General features: G+C 45.7%; 21 protein-coding genes. 12 read left to right on the forward strand and 9 right to left on the reverse strand.

Going from position 1 to position 17,701, the window contains the following annotated elements:
• Positions 1 to 48: 48 nt before the first annotated feature.
• The 9 genes from AB1A65_RS17450 to AB1A65_RS17490 all read right to left on the reverse strand — a co-directional run bounded on the left by AB1A65_RS17450 (position 49) and on the right by AB1A65_RS17490 (position 4,629).
• Positions 49 to 870 (reverse strand): NHL repeat-containing protein, encoded by an 822-nt coding sequence (locus tag AB1A65_RS17450; RefSeq protein WP_366591202.1) that lies wholly within the window; start codon positions 868 to 870, stop codon positions 49 to 51.
• A complete protein-coding gene (locus tag AB1A65_RS17455; RefSeq protein WP_366591203.1) occupies positions 860 to 1,201 on the reverse strand; it encodes a hypothetical protein in 342 nt (113 codons plus the stop codon). The genes AB1A65_RS17450 and AB1A65_RS17455 overlap by 11 nt, the downstream gene beginning before the upstream one ends.
• A gap of 5 nt (positions 1,202 to 1,206) precedes the next feature.
• The gene (locus AB1A65_RS17460; protein WP_366591204.1) at positions 1,207 to 1,692 is read right to left on the reverse strand and encodes a heavy metal-associated domain-containing protein; all 486 of its coding nucleotides are present in this window, start codon (positions 1,690 to 1,692) and stop codon (positions 1,207 to 1,209) included.
• Between the two features lie 28 nt (positions 1,693 to 1,720).
• Positions 1,721 to 2,578 (reverse strand): hypothetical protein, encoded by an 858-nt coding sequence (locus tag AB1A65_RS17465; protein ID WP_366591205.1) that lies wholly within the window; start codon positions 2,576 to 2,578, stop codon positions 1,721 to 1,723.
• 17 nt (positions 2,579 to 2,595) lie between these two features.
• Positions 2,596 to 2,865, reverse strand: a complete 270-nt coding sequence (locus AB1A65_RS17470; RefSeq protein WP_366591206.1) for a thioredoxin family protein — start codon at positions 2,863 to 2,865, stop codon at positions 2,596 to 2,598.
• A 159-nt stretch (positions 2,866 to 3,024) separates the two neighbouring features.
• Positions 3,025 to 3,387: a metal-sensing transcriptional repressor gene (locus tag AB1A65_RS17475; RefSeq protein WP_072882308.1), complete on the reverse strand. Its 363-nt coding sequence runs from the start codon at positions 3,385 to 3,387 to the stop codon at positions 3,025 to 3,027.
• Between the two features lie 58 nt (positions 3,388 to 3,445).
• Positions 3,446 to 3,652, reverse strand: a complete 207-nt coding sequence (locus AB1A65_RS17480; protein ID WP_072882309.1) for a GDCCVxC domain-containing (seleno)protein — start codon at positions 3,650 to 3,652, stop codon at positions 3,446 to 3,448.
• A 1-nt stretch (position 3,653) separates the two neighbouring features.
• Positions 3,654 to 4,256: a mercuric transport protein MerTP gene (merTP, locus tag AB1A65_RS17485; protein WP_366591207.1), complete on the reverse strand. Its 603-nt coding sequence runs from the start codon at positions 4,254 to 4,256 to the stop codon at positions 3,654 to 3,656.
• Between the two features lies 1 nt (position 4,257).
• Positions 4,258 to 4,629: a metalloregulator ArsR/SmtB family transcription factor gene (locus AB1A65_RS17490; protein ID WP_366591208.1), complete on the reverse strand. Its 372-nt coding sequence runs from the start codon at positions 4,627 to 4,629 to the stop codon at positions 4,258 to 4,260.
• 629 nt (positions 4,630 to 5,258) lie between these two features.
• Here AB1A65_RS17490 and AB1A65_RS17495 point away from each other — a divergent pair.
• From AB1A65_RS17495 to AB1A65_RS17550, 12 genes are all read left to right on the forward strand, one after another.
• A complete protein-coding gene (locus AB1A65_RS17495; protein WP_366591209.1) occupies positions 5,259 to 5,567 on the forward strand; it encodes a DUF6660 family protein in 309 nt (102 codons plus the stop codon).
• Positions 5,568 to 5,690: 123 nt separating this feature from the next.
• Positions 5,691 to 10,064: a CusA/CzcA family heavy metal efflux RND transporter gene (locus AB1A65_RS17500; RefSeq protein WP_366591210.1), complete on the forward strand. Its 4,374-nt coding sequence runs from the start codon at positions 5,691 to 5,693 to the stop codon at positions 10,062 to 10,064.
• A 4-nt stretch (positions 10,065 to 10,068) separates the two neighbouring features.
• Positions 10,069 to 11,268: an efflux RND transporter periplasmic adaptor subunit gene (locus AB1A65_RS17505; RefSeq protein ID WP_225604884.1), complete on the forward strand. Its 1,200-nt coding sequence runs from the start codon at positions 10,069 to 10,071 to the stop codon at positions 11,266 to 11,268.
• A gap of 15 nt (positions 11,269 to 11,283) precedes the next feature.
• A complete protein-coding gene (locus AB1A65_RS17510) occupies positions 11,284 to 11,700 on the forward strand; it encodes a transcriptional repressor (RefSeq protein WP_108246765.1) in 417 nt (138 codons plus the stop codon).
• Between the two features lie 42 nt (positions 11,701 to 11,742).
• Positions 11,743 to 13,710 (forward strand): heavy metal translocating P-type ATPase, encoded by a 1,968-nt coding sequence (locus AB1A65_RS17515; RefSeq protein WP_306013280.1) that lies wholly within the window; start codon positions 11,743 to 11,745, stop codon positions 13,708 to 13,710.
• Positions 13,711 to 14,590: 880 nt separating this feature from the next.
• Complete coding sequence (gene ssb / locus AB1A65_RS17520; protein WP_306013279.1) at positions 14,591 to 14,944, forward strand: single-stranded DNA-binding protein; 354 nt, start codon at positions 14,591 to 14,593, stop codon at positions 14,942 to 14,944.
• A 63-nt stretch (positions 14,945 to 15,007) separates the two neighbouring features.
• Complete coding sequence (locus AB1A65_RS17525; RefSeq protein ID WP_119618872.1) at positions 15,008 to 15,457, forward strand: JAB domain-containing protein; 450 nt, start codon at positions 15,008 to 15,010, stop codon at positions 15,455 to 15,457.
• Between the two features lie 150 nt (positions 15,458 to 15,607).
• Positions 15,608 to 15,805 carry a hypothetical protein gene (locus AB1A65_RS17530; protein ID WP_090294768.1) on the forward strand — a complete coding sequence of 66 codons (198 nt, stop codon included), beginning with the start codon at positions 15,608 to 15,610 and terminating at the stop codon, positions 15,803 to 15,805.
• 306 nt (positions 15,806 to 16,111) lie between these two features.
• Positions 16,112 to 16,291 carry a hypothetical protein gene (locus AB1A65_RS17535; protein ID WP_306013278.1) on the forward strand — a complete coding sequence of 60 codons (180 nt, stop codon included), beginning with the start codon at positions 16,112 to 16,114 and terminating at the stop codon, positions 16,289 to 16,291.
• A 277-nt stretch (positions 16,292 to 16,568) separates the two neighbouring features.
• Positions 16,569 to 16,739 (forward strand): hypothetical protein, encoded by a 171-nt coding sequence (locus AB1A65_RS17540; RefSeq protein ID WP_306013277.1) that lies wholly within the window; start codon positions 16,569 to 16,571, stop codon positions 16,737 to 16,739.
• Between the two features lie 24 nt (positions 16,740 to 16,763).
• On the forward strand, positions 16,764 to 17,351 hold the full coding sequence (locus tag AB1A65_RS17545) for a BfmA/BtgA family mobilization protein (RefSeq protein WP_306013276.1): 588 nt from the start codon (positions 16,764 to 16,766) through the stop codon (positions 17,349 to 17,351).
• Between the two features lie 2 nt (positions 17,352 to 17,353).
• A partial coding sequence (locus AB1A65_RS17550) for a DUF5712 family protein (RefSeq protein ID WP_366591211.1) occupies positions 17,354 to 17,701 on the forward strand: 348 nt, incomplete at its 3' end.

Below are 17,701 nucleotides of genomic sequence, written 5' to 3' on the forward strand. Positions count from 1 at the left end.
TACTATGCCCATTTTTTGCAGCCAGTGAATTAACCCCGATTTATGTCACTATCTTCTGGACCAGATTAAAATTGAGTTTTCCTTAAAATTCGTGCTATAAAGGTAATTCCCGTCGAACAGAACATCCGTTGGATACTTGATATGGTCGGTCAATACCTGTTTCAATACTCCGTCAAAATCGTAAATCAGCACCCTACTATTTTCCTGGTCGGTAATTGCGAACTCCCTTTCCCCCATTGCAATACCGGAAGCGACGTTCATTTTTTCATTTCCACCAATGGTTTTTAGGTGTGTTCCATTGAACCCGAATACCTGTATTCTGCTGTTGTACGCATCGGCCACATATATCCTGTTATCCTTCATCTTTACGTCTATCGGATAGTACAGCTCCCCATCTTTGTGCCCCTGCCCACCAATAGTGAAGCATTCATTCGGTGTCTGTACGATGATTCGGTGGTTATAAAAATCAGCTACAAGAACTGTATCTCCGTAAATGGAAACCCCTGCTGGGGCCTGTGGTCTTTTGGATAGTTTCAAAGGCCATTTTTTGTCATCTCTATATTGCCAGATGGTGTCCGTCAAAAATTCGGGAATAAACAGGGTGCCATTGTCAGTATGGATGTTCATTGGTCGCTGGATACCAGTAATCGAATCCAACAGCTCTCCGTCCCGGTCGATCTTGTAAAGCCTAAAATAATCAGGGTCGGAAAACCATATCGCATCACCATCTTTGGCCAAAGCCAAGGGTCGGGCTTTCTCGGGCAGCATGATCTTCCGTTCGAACTGCCATTGTTTCTCGGGCTGCTCACAACTTGACATAAGGGACAGTAAAAAAACAACCTGAATAATATGTGCGGGTCTAATATTCATATCCATAGTTTACTATCGTAAGTATTAAAACCAGAAATGTAACGGTCCAAAGCGTCCACGAATTAATGAGGTGCTTTTGTCCATGGTTTTGACAAGGACCTGCATTCCCACATTTCTTTTCTTTTTTGATGTTTTTAAAATGGGCGAACCCAAGCGTTCCTGCCGAAATAGTGGTCAGATAGGGCTGCACGGGATGCACCCATTCAAAATTCCCACCCAAGAAACCCAGTCCCGCCACGACCGACAACAAGGTCGGGGCCAAACAGCACATTACCGGAAGAAGGGCCGCTACCAAGCTGGTGCCCAATACCATTTTGAGAATTACTTTCATAAGGCCTATTCTATTTTGGACAGTATGATCTCCCATTGGTCCGAGAGATTATCATCATCTTCATCCTGTACCGTGCCACTTAGCGTTGTCCTGCCCACCGCCAATTTTTGAACCAATTCGATAGATGTATCCTGCGATACCGCAAACCGTTCGTTATCGGTCCCGATGTACCATTGGCCATCCTCTTTCGTTGCGTTACCCATTAGAACCACTTCGGCTTTCTTTGCCGAAAAACCGTTCTTTTTGACCTCTTCCTGAATGCTACGTAAGGTAAGGTCATTTTTTTCGGCCAATCCCAAATACGCTTTTCCATCGTTCAGGCTGACGCGAACCTCCTGAAGCCCGTCCATCTTTTTCAACCCGCGTTCCAATCCATAGGCACAGGGCGCGCAGTCCATTCCATAGACTTCTTGGTCAACCCTGGCGATTTGGCCGCTTATCGTGCCTATTCCAAGAATACCGATCAGGGCCATCATTTTGATGTTTTTCATTATATGTGCTTTTTAATTTATACTGTGTTTACAACCAATAACTTAAATTTACGGCAATCCGATACCTTTCTTTTACCGAACCGGGTGTCAAATCCTGTACTACTGGAACCATCGCACCAAAGGATATGCCCCAAGCACCGTAAAGTCCTAGGAAAGAAGGTCCCACCAAAACCTTTGTACTGCGCGTATCGCTAAAATCCAGTTGTCCATCAATTTTATTGCCTCCAGGGAATTCGGCCAATGATTCGATAAAGATGCGCCAATCGGGTTTTGGGTAATCACCCATAAAGATATTGGGCCGGTACCCCACAACGGCACTCGCATAGGGCAGGTCGCCCAATCGTTCGTCATCTCTTTCAAAATAATATTGGTAACCGCCACCGATCCATGCATACCAAGTGCGTGAGGCATAGCCCGTGGAAATGGCCGCATGTATAGCGTTGCCGACATTGACCTGTCCCCTGACATTATCGGTAGGAGCGGAAACACCCACGATGGCAGTGGACTCAAACCGCTTTCCCACACCAAAGGCGTTCGAGAAAAAACGGTACCAAAGGGAAGCCTCGATATCCCCATTGGCGGGCATATTGCTATTGCCCCGTGTCCTTGGCGTCTCGCCCAACCGTTCTATCAGTGTGGGCGTGGTAAGGTTTACCTGTAGATCTTCTGTAATGCCATAGGAAAATAGGTAGCGCAACATATAGGAGGTTTCGGTTTCTGTGCCTAGGCTCATCCCGGCCACGTTCAAATCCACACCGCCTTTGGCAAGGGTCGGTGTCTGTAGCCCATAGAGGGGGCCGTGGCCCTGGGCCATCACCGATCTTGATATGACCAATAGCAATATCAATTTGACATAGCGAATGTTCAGGAATATTCTGCAAATCATATGCAAACACTTTTCAATTATGACTGCCCAATTCCTGCTTCCACCAATTCCATTTCGGTAATGGCCGAATCCTTACAGCATTCCAAGAGCTCACCGTTCACGACCACAGCAGGCACTTTCTTGATGCCGTATTCATCCAACTTATCAAGACAGGTCTTGTCCTCACATTGCCTGATCAGATCATAGGTCGTTACCTCACATGTATCGCAGGCCAGTTCCTTTATCATTTTGACCACGGGGTCACAGACCGGACAATTGGCGGTAAATACTTCTACTTGACGTTTCATGTTTCTGTTTTTTAAATAGTTTAAAATTTCCTGTACGCGACATGGAATTCAAACAATGCATCAAAGGTAGAATGGTGGGTAGGGTGGTCTCCAAATAAAATTTCAAAAAAAAAAGCCCGCATCGTGCAGGCCATCCAATCGGTAGTGATTATGGGGAGGTCAAGCATTTTTGTGGTTTTCGAGTTTGGCCTTGAGCGCATCTATTTCCTTCATCTTTTCCGTTAGGCTGTCCAATTCCAAATCTGGAAATTGCTTTCGTATAAATTCGATACGTTCTTCATTGCCGCAATTTCCTGGACAGGCCTCGACAGTCTCGGATATCTTGATGGCGAGGGTCTTTCGATAGGTCTCATCGAGGAGCAGGTGATGTGCCTTGTCCAAGGCGTTCTTCACTGCTTTGAACTGTACCAAAATCTTCTCGGGGTCGGAACTTTCGTCCAATAACCTGACCAAACCGTTTACCTGTCCATTGATGCTTTGAAGTCTCGTTTTGATGTCCTGGCTTAAATCTTTTGGTATCATAAATTATATTTTATCTGCAATATATGGTTGTGAAAAGGGTGGTCTACCACTATTCTCGTCAACAACAGGAAGATTTATTCTGTATGGGTGGACAGGCGACAGAGCCATAGGAACAAAAAACACAGCAATCGCCTTCTTTAGGTCGAATTACTTCGTGACAGTTTTTACATTCATAAAAGTACTGGCAAGCATCGGTTGGCATTTCTTCCTCTTCTTGGTACCCACATTTGGGACAGGTAATGGTAGATAATATTTTTGTATCCATATTATTCGGAAACGTTATAGCCCGTATTGTTGATGGCCTTTATGATTCGTTGCTCCGTAACTTTGGTACGGTCATATTTAACTGTAGTATTGCTTTTTTCATAGCTTGCTTTTACTGAAACGATACCGTCCAATTTGTTGACCTCGCTCTCAATGTGGTTTTCGCAGCCGGAACAGGTCATTCCTTCCACTGTAAAGGTTATATCTACCATGTTGTCCTGCTGCACATATATGATTTCCTTGGTCGGTTGGGCATAAAAAAGCCCTGATAAATATGGAAATGCCAGCATCAGTCCCGCAAAGAGGGTAACAAATAGCAGGAACCTTTTTGATTGTAGAAAGGAAGGTTTTACATCATTTTCACAGGCACAATCAATTTCTTGCTGCGATTTTGACTTTAGCTTCTGGTACCAGGCAAATCCAAGTACCAATACGGTCAGGCCTATAAAAAATGGTCTGAAAGCTTCCAGCCATGCAAAGGTAGATGCCATTCCGCTGGTGCCCGCAATCAATGCAAGCACAGGTGTGATGCAGCATAATGAAGCTGTGATCGCTGTAAAAACTCCAGTGAACATTGCTGAATATGATGATCTTTCTATGTTCATTCTATGCAACTTTTTTGTTTTCCTGAAGCCTGCTGAATATGCCTTCCAACACCTCGCTTTGGCCTTTTACCAGTGAGTAATACAAGGTTTGACCTTCCCGTCTGGAGGTAATTAGACCAGCATCTTTCATCTTACGGATATGCTGCGAAATTGCGGGTACGGTCATTTTCAGTATATCTGAAAAATCACAAGGGCAGAGCTCACCTTCCTTGTTCAGCAGGAAAAGAATCTTCAATCTGGTCTCATTTCCTGCTAGGGCCAGTACCTTACCAATAGTGTTGATTGAATTCGAACTCATCCGTAGTGTCTCGCGACAGCGCATCAACTGCTTTTGGTCCGCCTCGGCGCGGGTGCAACTTAATTCAAGGGCCATGATAAAAATTTTATTAAAGATAAGGTTATATCATTATATAAGCAAATGCTTAAATAAATTATGTTTCTTTTTTATGACCGGTTTATGGAACGACTGGCTTATCCTTCAAGGAAGCATCCCATTACAGGTCAACTTGCCCCTCTTGAATAGGACTTTTATACATCCGACGTGGCCTTTAGTATTGCCCGCTACATAAATTAAATCTTATAGGCCACCATTTTGTACTATGATTAAGACCGTTTATTACGGTCAGTTGGACAGCTTGTCCATTACAAGGAACGTTTGCTTGTTCCACTTGCCAACTGTACTTTGTTTCGTGATCCATGGCAGTTGTAGTGGCTTGTTCCAGCAGTGATTTATTTTTTTTCGGTTATCATGAGCGTTCTTGGATAATTTGATTTTTTCCAGACGAATTGGGATTGGGACATACTCTGGTAAAGCCATAGCCTTTTGGGGGTTGGTATGGATTGGAAATTTCCTGTCTTGAATTTTGAATGGTCCGGATTGCCCCATTTGATCATCCCTTGAAATTTGAAATGGAATGCTCTTGGTTCCATACACTAAATCTTCAATAGGTCCTTTCCGAATTTTGCAATGCAGTTGCACCAAAGTTCTATTATCTTTGTAAAGTGAAATTTTTTACCGTCATATTATCCATCTACGTATTGGCACTCAATGTGGTTCCTTGCAGTGATGCGGGTAACGTAACAGAAGACTCCCAAGGTGTTTTTCTGGTTCAATTTGATGGTGAACATAGCGAGAATTGTGAACTATGCTCACCATTTTGCCACTGCCATTGCTGTCATGTGCACACGGTGGATTTTGGTATAGCTCGATTCCAGCCGCTTCAAGAGACTTACCTTGAAGATGATTTCACCCATTTTGAGGGATTGGGCAAGGAATTTACCGACCCACTATTTCAACCCCCACAGGTTTAATTCAGTTTTACAGGATAGCTATATCCGATTATGAGGTTTATGGACTTTGAACTTTTCAAAGACCTGTTACCTCATACTTGCAACCCTATTGCATTGGTTCAACTGAATTAAAACACATTTTATATGATCAACAGAATCATTGATTTTTCAATCAATAACAAATTTATTATAGGTCTGCTGACCCTCGCATTGATTGGTGCGGGCGTTTATAGCATGACCCAAGTTCCCATCGATGCCGTACCGGATATCACCAATAATCAAGTGCAGGTCATCACTCAATCACCTAATCTGGGAACAGAGGATATTGAGCAATTCGTGACCTATCCCGTGGAAGTTGCGATGAGCAACCTACCCAATGTCAAGGAAATCCGCTCTGTTTCCCGTTTTGGGCTTTCTGTGGTGACCATTGTATTTGACGATGAGGTGGGCACTTATTTGCCCAGACAACTTGTAGCCGAAAAACTGCCCGAGGTTCAGGAACAGATCCCTTCTGGCTTTGGCAAACCCGTTATGGGGCCAATTTCAACGGGATTGGGTGAAATCTATCAATATACCCTTGAAGTAGATGATGAACATCAAGGTGAATATTCGGCAACGGAACTGCGAACGATGCAGGACTGGATTGTACGGAGACAGATGGCCATGGTACCCGGCGTGGTCGAGGTAAACGCCTTTGGCGGAAACAAAAAGCAATACGAAGTGGCGGTTGACCCGGACGAACTTCGCGCCATTGGTATAACCATTACAGAAGTGTTCTCGGCCCTTGAAAACAACAACCAGAATACAGGTGGGGCCTACATCGAGCGTAACCATCAAGCCAACTTCATTCGTGGTGAAGGACTGGCCAGGACCATATCTGATATTGAAAACATGGTGGTCAAGGCCGTTAATGGCATTCCCATCAAAGTGAAGGATATAGGTAAGGTAAGCATGGGAAGTGCGGTACGCTATGGTGCGCTTACCAAAGATGGTAAAGGCGAAGCCGTGGGCGGAATGATCTTGATGCTCAAGGGGGCTAATTCCAATGAGGTGATTGAAAATGTGAGCCAACGGGTAGAACAGATACAACGGTCCCTTCCTGAAGGTGTTTCCATCAAACCTTTCCTTGACCGCAGCGAATTGATCGCCGAGACAACAGGCACGGTAACGGGGAACCTTTTGGAAGGTGGGCTTATCGTGATCTTCGTGTTGGTCTTGTTATTGGGAAATTGGCGTGGCGGACTCATTGTGGCTTCGACCATACCCTTATCCCTATTGTTTGCCTTTATTCTGATGAATGTTTTTGACGTATGGGCAAACTTGATGAGCTTGGGGGCAATCGATTTTGGAATCATTGTGGATGGTGCGGTGATCATCGTAGAGGGCACCGTTTTTTTAATGTACTCCTATGTGGTCAAAAAGAATGGCGTTAGTGCAGAAACACGGGATGACATCGCCGCCAAGGCCTCCAAAAAAATGATGAACGCCGCTTTCTTTGGCCAGCTGATCATTCTAATCGTGTTCCTGCCCATTTTAGCCATGGAGGGCGTCGAAGGGAAAATGTTCCGGCCCATGGCCCTCACCTTCATTTTCGCCATGATCGGGGCCATGCTATTGTGTCTTACCTATGTGCCCATGGTTTCGGCATTGTTCCTACGGCCGCCAAAATCCAAAAAACAATCCTATGGCGATAGGTTCGTGCATTGGATTGAGCAGCAATATGAACCGTTGTTGACCAAATCACTTTCAAAGGCCAAAATGGTCGTAAGCATTGCCCTTGGCCTTTTTGCCATTGCCATTTTCGCCTTTACGAGAATGGGTGGTGAGTTTATCCCTCAATTGGACGAAGGTGATATTGCCTTTCACGCGATCTTGAAACCCGGCAGTTCCCTGTCGGAAACCATCGAAACCACGACAAAGATTGAACGTATCGTGAAGGCCGAATTTCCCGAAGCGGAAACCGTTCTCAGCCGTATCGGTGTCGCCGATGTACCAACGGACCCGATGCCCATGGATATCGCCGATGTCTTCGTTATCCTCAAACCAACGGATGAATGGACATCTGCAGAAAGCAAGGATGAATTGGTGGAAAAAATGAAGGAGGCCATCAGTATCGTTCCCGGTGTGAATTTTGAGTTTACCCAACCTATAGAAATGCGCTTCAACGAATTGCTTACGGGTGTTCGTGAGGATGTGGCCATTAAATTGTTCGGGGAAGACCTCGGCATATTGGCAAGCAAGGCCGAGGAAATGGGGGAAATCATTGCCACCGTTCCCGGTGTGGCAGATATGAAAGTTGAGGCCACGGACGGCCTGCCACAAATCACCATTGACTATAACCGCAATAAATTGGCACAGTACGGTCTAAAGATCGAACAGCTCAATAAAGTGGTACAGGCCGCCTTTGCAGGAGGAAAGGCGGGCGTAATCTTCGAGGGTGAAAAACGGTTTGACCTGGTCGTAAGACTTCAAAAGGAAAACCGGCAAGGCATCGAGGACATCCAGAACCTGTTCATCAACCTGCCCAATGGTTCGCAAATCCCATTACGGGAAATTGCCGAGGTAAGTTATGAACCCGGCCCCATGCAGATAAGCCGTGACAATACCAATAGGCGGACCTATGTGGGCATCAATATTCGCGACCGTGATGTAAAATCCGTTGTAGAGGATATCCAAGAAAAATTGGATGCCCAGTTTGACCTGCCCACAGGATATTACATTCGGTATGGTGGTGCTTTCGAAAATCTGGAACGCGCCAGCAATAGATTGCAAACTGTTGTCCCTATTGCCTTGTTCCTGATTTTCATATTGATTTATTTTGCGCTAAAGTCATTTCCACAGACCTTAATGATCTACCTCGCCATCCCGATGGCCACCATTGGCGGTGTGTTCGCCCTCTGGTTAAGGGATATGCCCTTTAGTATTTCCGCGGGGGTCGGCTTTATCGTGCTTTTTGGCGTGGCCGTTCTGAACGGACTCGTCATGATAAGTGGTCTCAATGAACTGAAGGAAGAAGGCGTGACCAATCTTAAAGGTAGAATTATAGAAGGCACCAAAAGACGGATTCGTCCCATTATGCTCACGGCCTTTACGGATATTTTAGGGTTTCTTCCCATGGCCGTTTCGGCTTCGGCCGGGGCAGAGGTACAGCGACCTTTGGCCACCGTGGTCATTGGTGGCTTGATAACTTCGACCCTCTTGACCCTCTTTATCCTACCCATCTTTTACCAATGGGTCGAGGGACGTTCGGAACGGATGAGGAAACCCGACCCGAAATGGGGTACCCCTGTGGTCATGGTCCTTCTTTTGTTCGCCACCGCACTGCCTGCCAAAATGCATGCGCAAGAAGGTTTTGAAAATGCACGGCAGATCCAGCCTAAAGATTCACTGCCCGCTATTTCATTGGAAAAGGCGGTGGAAGTTTCCAAGAAAAACTACCCGCTGTTGAAAGCGAAACAATGGGAGGTCCAAAAACAAACCGCCCTAAAAGGTATGGCTTACGACCTTGGCAATACCCAAGTCTTTACAGGTGGCGAAGAAATTGCGGACGGACAAGGAATTTATACCTTGGTTGGGGTTGGACAACAGAATATCGACCTGTTGGGCATCAGTGCAAAAAGGCGTTTGCAGAGACAACGCATCGCTTTGGCCGAGACAGCTCTTGACCTTTCCGAACTGCAAGTGGAACAGGAGGTCAAAAAGGCTTGGTCAGAAGCCTATCGACAACGACAGAAATTTGAACTGTACCGTGAACTGGATTCCATTTATTCACAATTTAAAAAAGCAATAGAACTCAACTTCAAGGTAGAGGCCATTTCCCGGCTGGAATATTCATCGGCCACAAATCAGGCCTTACAAATCAACAATCAACTGCAACAGGCCGAAAGTGATTATGCCATCGCCCTGCAAAAGCTCAATCTTTGGTTGGTTTCGGACATCTACTATTCCGTTCCAGAAAAGCTTGATGAAAGTTCGGTAACGGTTTTGGGATGGGACGGGGATTTGGGAAAACACCCAGCGCTGGAACTTTCACAAAGGCGCATCGAAGAGGCCGAGGCGACATACGATGCGGCACGGGCTGACCTGCTGCCTAAGTTCAACCTTCAGGGCGGACTGCAACAGGTCAATGGCAATAGCGGGTTCTACACCTATCAAGCCGGCATTTCGGTTCCTTTGTTTTCAGGTGGACAGCGTAGTCAAGCCAAGGCCGCCAAAATTGAAAGTGAAATCGCAAAGACCAATGCGGATTATACCAAACGCCAGCTGCAATCCGAATATCGGCAGGCGGTGCAAGCCTATCGGAAATGGAGCGCATCGTGGCAATTTTATAGGGACAAGGCCTTGCCGCTTGCCCAAGAGCAGCGCAGGGGAGCATTGTTGGCCTACGCGGAGGGTGCGGTGGACTATGCAGCGTTCACACAGATTATTCGGGATGCCATAAACACGGAAATGGATGCACTTGACGCTCTTGACAACTATCTGGAATCAGTATTTGAACTACAATATTTTAAACAATAGACAAATGAACAATCTTTTTAAATATAGCGTTATCGGGCTCGTGACGATGCTCTTGGTTCTTACTTCCTGTGGGAATTCCAAAGCCGATACTGAGGAAGCAAAGCAAAAAAATCCTGAAGTGGGTGAAATGCACAAAGAAGGTGAAGCCAAAGAAGCCATGCTAACGGAAACGCAATTCCGCAACCTTAACATGAAAATCGATACCGTTGCCCCACGTGTTATGAAGCAATATGTGGAGGCCAATGGCCAACTGGAGGTCCCACCACAGAACGAAGCGACCATTACTACCGTCGTGGGTGCCAATGTGGTGTCCATAGAGGTCATTGAAGGCGACAAAGTAAGCAAAGGTCAAACGGTTGCCTATCTGTCCCACCCCAATATCATCCAGAAACAGACCGATTTCCTGAACGCCTACAGTAACAGCCAGTTTCTTAAGAAGGAATTTGAAAGACAAAAAACCCTGTATGATGCCGGGGTGGGCAGCGGGGCCAACTTTCAAAAGGCCGAAGCGGAATACCGGGCCTCCCAAAGCCTAGCAAAAGGATTGGAAGCACAGTTGGAACAATTGAACATTAGTGCATCCGGGGTCAGAAACGGTACGATTTACCAACGGGTGGCATTGCGAAGTCCCATTGAGGGATTTGTCCAAAAAGTAGCGGTGAAGACCGGGCAGTACGTAGAACCGCAGACCGACCTATTTGAAATCGTTGACACCCATCACGTCCATGCCGATTTAATGGTGTTTGAAAAGGATGTGTACAAAGTAAAGGTAGGCCAGCAAGTATCCTTCAATGTACAATCCATTCCCGGAAAGGAACTTACTGCGAAAATTTATTCCGTAGGGAAAACTTTCGAGCAAAATCCCAAAGCGATACACGTCCATGCTGAAATCGAGAACAAGGAAGGGCAGCTGATTCCAGGGATGTATGTTGAAGGACGGATTGAAATCCAAAAATCCGAGACCGTTGCGGTGCCTGAAAGTGCAATAAGTTCGAACGAGGGAAAGAAGTATATTTTTAAAGCGGAGCGTGAAGGCAATGACTGGAGCTTCAAACCTGTCGAAATTAACACAGGCCCAAATGACGGGGATTGGGTCGCCATCGATTTTGTAGATTCCGTTGGGCCAAATACTACATTTGCATACAACAATGCCTACTATTTAATGGCCCAAATGAAAAAAGGGGATGCGGGACATAGCCATTGATAAAATTACAATATGATGACAGACATTGAAAAAACATTGGAAAATAAAGGTGTACGCCCAACGGCGATGCGTATTTTGATCTATAAATATTTGGCTGAAAAGGAAGTGGCCATTGCCCTGACCGATATGGAGAACGCTTTCTCAAAAGCGGACAGAACCACATTGTACCGGACCCTGAAGACCTTTGAGGAAAAACGCATTGTGCACCAAATAGATGATGGCACCAATATTTCAAAGTATGCCCTGTGCGAACCAGGTTGCAATTGTGAAATGGAACAAGATCTGCACCTGCACTTTCATTGCGATAACTGTGATGAAACGGTCTGTCTCACTGAGCATAAGATTCCCCATATCAATCTACCTGATGGGTATGTGGCAGAAAATGCCAATTTGGTCATTAAGGGAATCTGCGACAAATGCAGCGGTCAATAAATGCACTTCCGTTGCACGAAACTAATTACGACCTTACCGTCTATGAAAAAGAAAAAAGTAAAACTACGTGATCTAGGTTCAAAGGAACGCCAAGGCGAACACGGACACGAGAGTGGCCATAACCATGGCGGTCCTGAAGGTGTATCTAAATTCAAGACCTATTTACCGGCCATTTTCAGTTTTGTAATGCTCATCATCGGCATAGCAGTGGACTATTTTGATGCTTTCCCGTTTTTCAAGGGCTGGATAAGGATCGCATGGTACACCCTTGCCTATTTGCCTGTTGGTTTCCCTGTCATCAGAGAAGGTTGGAACAGTATAAAGCATGGTGATTTCTTTACTGAATTTTTCCTGATGTCCATTGCCACTCTAGGGGCCTTTGCCATAGGCGAATACCCAGAGGGCGTGGCCGTAATGTTGTTTTACGCCGTGGGCGAACTGTTCCAAAATGCAGCAGTCAATCGGGCAAAGGGAAATATTAAGGCCCTTTTGGATGCGCGACCGGACGAAGCTTTGGTGCTTCGTAACGGGAATTTCGTTACCGTAAACCCCGAAACCGTCGAAATTGGCGAAAGGATACAAGTACGTGTGGGGGAGAAAATCCCCTTGGACGGTATTCTCTTATCCGAAAGAGCTTCCCTCAATACGGCGGCAATTACTGGCGAAAGTAAGCCCGATACGATAAATAAAGACGAAAAAGTCTATGCCGGAAGTATTAATCTCGAGGGTGTTATCGATGTAGAAACCTCCAAAGAATTCAAGGACAGTTCCATCACTCGAATCTTGGATATGGTACAAAACGCTACAGCCAGAAAATCAAAGACAGAACTGTTCATTAGAAAATTTGCAAGAATTTATACGCCCATTGTAGTTTTCCTTGCCATTGGATTAACGTTCTTGCCCTACTTTTTTCTAAATGACTATGTATTTAAGGATTGGCTTTATCGCGCTTTAATATTCCTTGTCGTTTCCTGTCCCTGTGCCTTGGTCATTTCCATTCCGCTCGGCTATTTTGGTGGTCTGGGAGCGGCATCCCGAAATGGGATTCTTTTCAAAGGTGCATCTTTTTTGGAAGCAATCACCAAAGTGAACACGGTAGTGATGGACAAAACGGGAACCGTTACCAAAGGGGTTTTTAAAATCAAGGAGATCAAGACCGCGCAATTTGAGGAAGCCAAGTTTATGAAATACCTGATGGCCATGGAGGAACAATCTACCCATCCCATAGCAAAAGCAATTTTGGAATACAAAGCCGAAGGCACGGATATAAAGGCAACCGATGTATCGGAAGTTGCAGGAAAGGGATTAAGGGGAACGGTCAATGGGAAAACAGTGCTGGTGGGCAATAAAGCCCTAATGGCCTCAAACAACATTGATGTACCTTCAGAAACCGATGATATTGTAGATTCTATTGTAATGTTGGCCATTGATGAAAAATTTGCAGGCTATGTTACCATTGCAGATGAACTCAAGGAAGATGCCCATCAAGCCATCCAACAAATCAGGGATGCCGGGATTTCGAAAATCATAATGCTTTCGGGTGACAAAGATTCCATAACGCAACAAGTCTCGAAAAAGTTGAACTTTGATTGGGCAAAGGGCGGCCTGTTGCCAGAAGATAAGCTCGGCGAAGTCGAAGAACTCAAAAAACAATCAGACACCAAAGTGGCCTTTATGGGCGATGGCATTAATGATGCGCCCGTTCTGGCCATCAGCGATGTGGGCATTGCCATGGGAGGCTTGGGTAGTGATGTGGCCATTGAAACAGCAGATGTCATCATTCAGACCGACCAACCGAGCAAGATGGCACGAGCCATTAAAATAGGACGCTCCACCCGAAAGATAGTTTGGCAAAATATTGGGCTCGCTTTTGGCGTGAAGGCATTTGTGCTCATCCTTGGAGCGGGAGGCCTAGCCACGATGTGGGAAGCAGTTTTTGCTGATGTGGGGGTTGCCTTATTGGCAATATTGAATGCTGTTCGACTTCAGCGGATGAAGTGGAACACTTAGTTTCAAAGAGGAACCATTTTTTGGGCTAACTTATATTTCAGCCGTTGTTGGCAGCCCCATGGTTCGCCAAGACCTTCAATAAAATTGTACATGAGAGGCTTCGCAGGTTGTGTCACCCAAACAACTGTCCGTGTATTGGAGGGGACTTCAGGAAGGTTAGGGGTCTGATTCTTCGAGAAACGGCGACAGGACTTATGAGACAATATGAAAGCTTCCGGGCATAAAGAATCTTATCCGAACAATTACGAAATGCTTATCACTGTAGATGAAAAATAATCCGGTCGTAGGGTAACTCCAATACTTTTGTTCCCTTATTGTCGTAATGTTTGATGAAACTTCATTTGGGCAAAACGGAAGTCGCCCAAACGGATTTTTGGTGCGTCCTTCCTTTGCAAACCCTTCTTGGGGTTTTGCCTATAAGGCCGCAAATCCGCTTGTCCGCCCATCAAATTTTAAGGGTCCCGTAATAAAAGAAGCCCTGATTGTTTTTCGGGGCATCGAAAAACAGGGCAGGGCCCAAGGACTTCCAATCAGGACACCATCGCCTGCAGTCGCTTAACTTCCCGTACGCTCCCTTGCCAATGGGTCGGATGGAATTCCTAGGGCCCTCATCGAACCTGTCAAGGCCAAGGCAGGTTTTGTCCATAAATAGGGTTTCCACTTCCTTGAAAATCCTAGGATTTTGCTACGTCGCGGAGCCTCCCGATTTCAATCCAAAAGCCTTGACAGAACCCCCTTCTTTTATTGTGCTACGCACGTAAGAAGCAAACAAACGCCCTTAAAATTTGGGAAACAAAAACCCAAAAAAGAGGGGAAATTTTAACCCTGTTTGCTGATTTATCCAATAAAGGAAGACGGCAGGCCTTTAAAACTTTTTATCATGAGTACATTGAGAAACAAAGTGCAGTTGATCGGAAACGTGGGGCAGGAACCCACTATCACAGACCTTGACAAAGGGAAACGTGTGGCACGGTTCACCATGGCCACCAACGAACACTACAAGAACTCCGAAGGGGAACGGGTGACCAATACCGAATGGCATACCGTCATCGGTTGGGGAAAACTGGCCGACATCATCGAAGGGTTCGTGACCAAGGGCAAGGAAGTTGCCATCGAAGGGAAATTGACCTCCCGTTCCTATGAGGACAAAGAGGGCAATAAAAAGTATGTGACCGAAGTGGTGGCCAGTGAGATTTTATTGTTGGGTGGTGGTGATAACAATACCACCGAGTAAAATGGATAGGGGGTGTCCAGTCTTTGGGCATCCCTTTCTTTTTTCATCCTTAACACATTTGAAATGGAACACCGTGTCAATGAAATACAGATCAGTTATCGGGAAAAACTCAGCACGCTGAAATCCCTGTCCGTGACGAACTCCAATGAGGTGGCGAATCTATTGTTCCAAAATTGGGACAACAAGACCATAGGCCTGCACGAGACCTTTAAGATCGTGCTGCTCAACCAGTCCAACAAGGTAAAGGGCATTTATCCACTATCCCATGGGGGCATCACAGGTACCTTGGTAGATCTGCGCATCCTTTTTGCCATTACCCTAAAGACCCTTTCCGTGGGGATCATCCTCGCCCATAACCATCCTTCTGGACAACTCAAGGCCAGTTATCAGGATAAACAATTGACCCAAAAGATCAAAGAGGCGGCACAGCTTTTTGATGTCAAGGTTTTGGACCATATCATCCTTGCGCCTGATGGTAGGTATTACAGTTTTGCTGATAATGGAATTCTTTAATCCAATGGTCATGGAAGCGAATACAGCGAATACAGAAATGATGGAATTTGAAAAATGGTTGGAAGAACAATATGACCCAAGGTATTACCCCGATGGGTTCGATCCAAGCCTATATGATCTGTGAGCAATGAACTATCAAAGTTTTGAATAATGGTCTATTTGAACTTTACCAACCTTGATAGCGAGACCCAGGAACGTTTGCTTTCCGTATCCAAAGAAGATGTGGAAAGCCGTTCCGGGACCGAATTGCTCCAATTTGCAGAAACGCATGATAAGGACTATGATACCCTCTTGGAAGAAGAGGCAATGCGAAATCTCTACAGTTATGATTTCGTATTCAATATGTGAATGCCAAAACACACCATCGAAGCCCATCCATCACGATGGGCTTTTTTTATGGGTTCATGGTTGGTTTTTAGGTGGGTCGAACACCCAAAAACCAATTTGGGAAATTCTTGTTTGCAAAGTATTGGGCAACCCCAAAGTATACCTATCCCTTATTTGACCGCAAGTTCGCCCTTCAAAAATGTTCCCATCAAAAGACTACGGCATAAACCGTTCGTACCTCACTCCTTATTCCGTTTCCTTTTGAGCTGAAATTTTTGGGAAGTGCGGGGATGCCCTCAAATAATTAATAATCTAAAATCATGTATTATGAAAGCAATTGTAAAAAAGTCATTGGAGATCCCAGCGAAGAAACACCCAAAGAAAAGTGTAGTCAAAAAGACAGCGGATGCCTCGGTGGACAAAACCTACTCCCTGGTGGTCAATCTCTGGATATTTCGGTATGAGTATTACAGGGAACAGACCAATACTGTTCCATCGGAGGACTGACGGGAACAAGACCCTTGAAAAAGGGTCTTTTTTTTTGGCGTTCCCGTGGAACTCCTGACGTTGTGGAAACCCAAAAATGGACGTTTCATATTTGCTGCGGGCAAATGATGCCATTTGCCCGCAGAACGCATTTTTGTGCCTGAAGGAATGTGGGTATATTTAAGATGCTACATCGTAGCAAAGTTTGCACGGCAACCCAACTTGATCTGACTTTCCAAAAGTCCGTGCTCCATAGGGTAAAATATGAAAAGGGACGGCTGTCTTTTTAAGATGGTTTGTGCGATGCTTTTTGGGCCTTTGGCGCAAAAAGGAGAAGCAAGAGGATAGCGTGCTGGCGCAGCGCTACCGATTAGGATTGCTCCGCAAGGCCCTGTTCATGGGGGTTTTGGGGAATCTTGAAGATTTGGGGCATTCGGTTTTTGTTGAAAAAATGGGCCGGGCCCAGTAAAACCAAGGAATTTTTGTTGAAAAAATGGATAAAGGATACGAAAAAGAGACATTTGCGGGACTGAGGATCAAAATCTCGGTGGCCATGAAATTTCGGAGCTTTTCCAAACGGCAAGGAAAGTCCCATTCCATGACCTTGTTGGCCATGGTGGAGTTCTTTGACCATAATGGTATATCGCCCGATGAACGGATGCACGAGACCATTGCAAGCCTTAAATATTTGATCAAACGGCGATTCAATGCCATGGTGGCCATTATGCGCAGTATCGAAAAAGAGCAGACCCTGCCCACGGTCAGTATGATACAGGCCCTTTTTCAGCAGGAACTGGAATCCGAAGAGGGCGAGGAATGGGAAGGGGACTTTGAGTTTTTTGAAAAGCAACTGACCGAGATCAATGCCCCCACCAATCCTGAACTGTTGGACAAGGAGACCACGGTGCCCAAGATCGTGCATGAAAGACTAAAAGAGCAATTGGTGGAACTGAAGGAGGATTTTGCGCATGTTCTGGATCATGTGTCCGTGACCAAGAACCGCTTTGGAAAGGACCACCTCAAAGTGGACCTCAAACCCGGGGCCATTGAACAGTACCGCACCAAACTCAAAAATCTATAAGCATGTACATCGCCATCACAAGACAACACTTGGGAGATAACTATCACGGCAGTGCCAGTGATTTTGTCAAGTATCTCGAAAAGGAGAACGAAGGTAAGGCCCCCGAAGAACAAGAGTTTTTTTTCAACCAAACGGAAAATGATATCGATGCCCAAAGGGTCATTGCCGAGATCGATGCCAATACGGCCAAACTTTCGAAACGGGATCCCAAGTTCTATTCCATCATGGTCAGTCCATCCCAAGCCGAGCTCAAGCATATCGTGCAAAAACAGCGCATAGTCTACCCCATCGGGCGGAGTAAAGCGAGCAGGGCGCAGCGGACCAAAGTGCACCACCTAGGTCGGACCAAC

The sequence above is a fragment of the Allomuricauda sp. ANG21 genome, from assembly GCF_040705235.1.
GTDB lineage: Bacteria > Bacteroidota > Bacteroidia > Flavobacteriales > Flavobacteriaceae > Flagellimonas > Flagellimonas marina.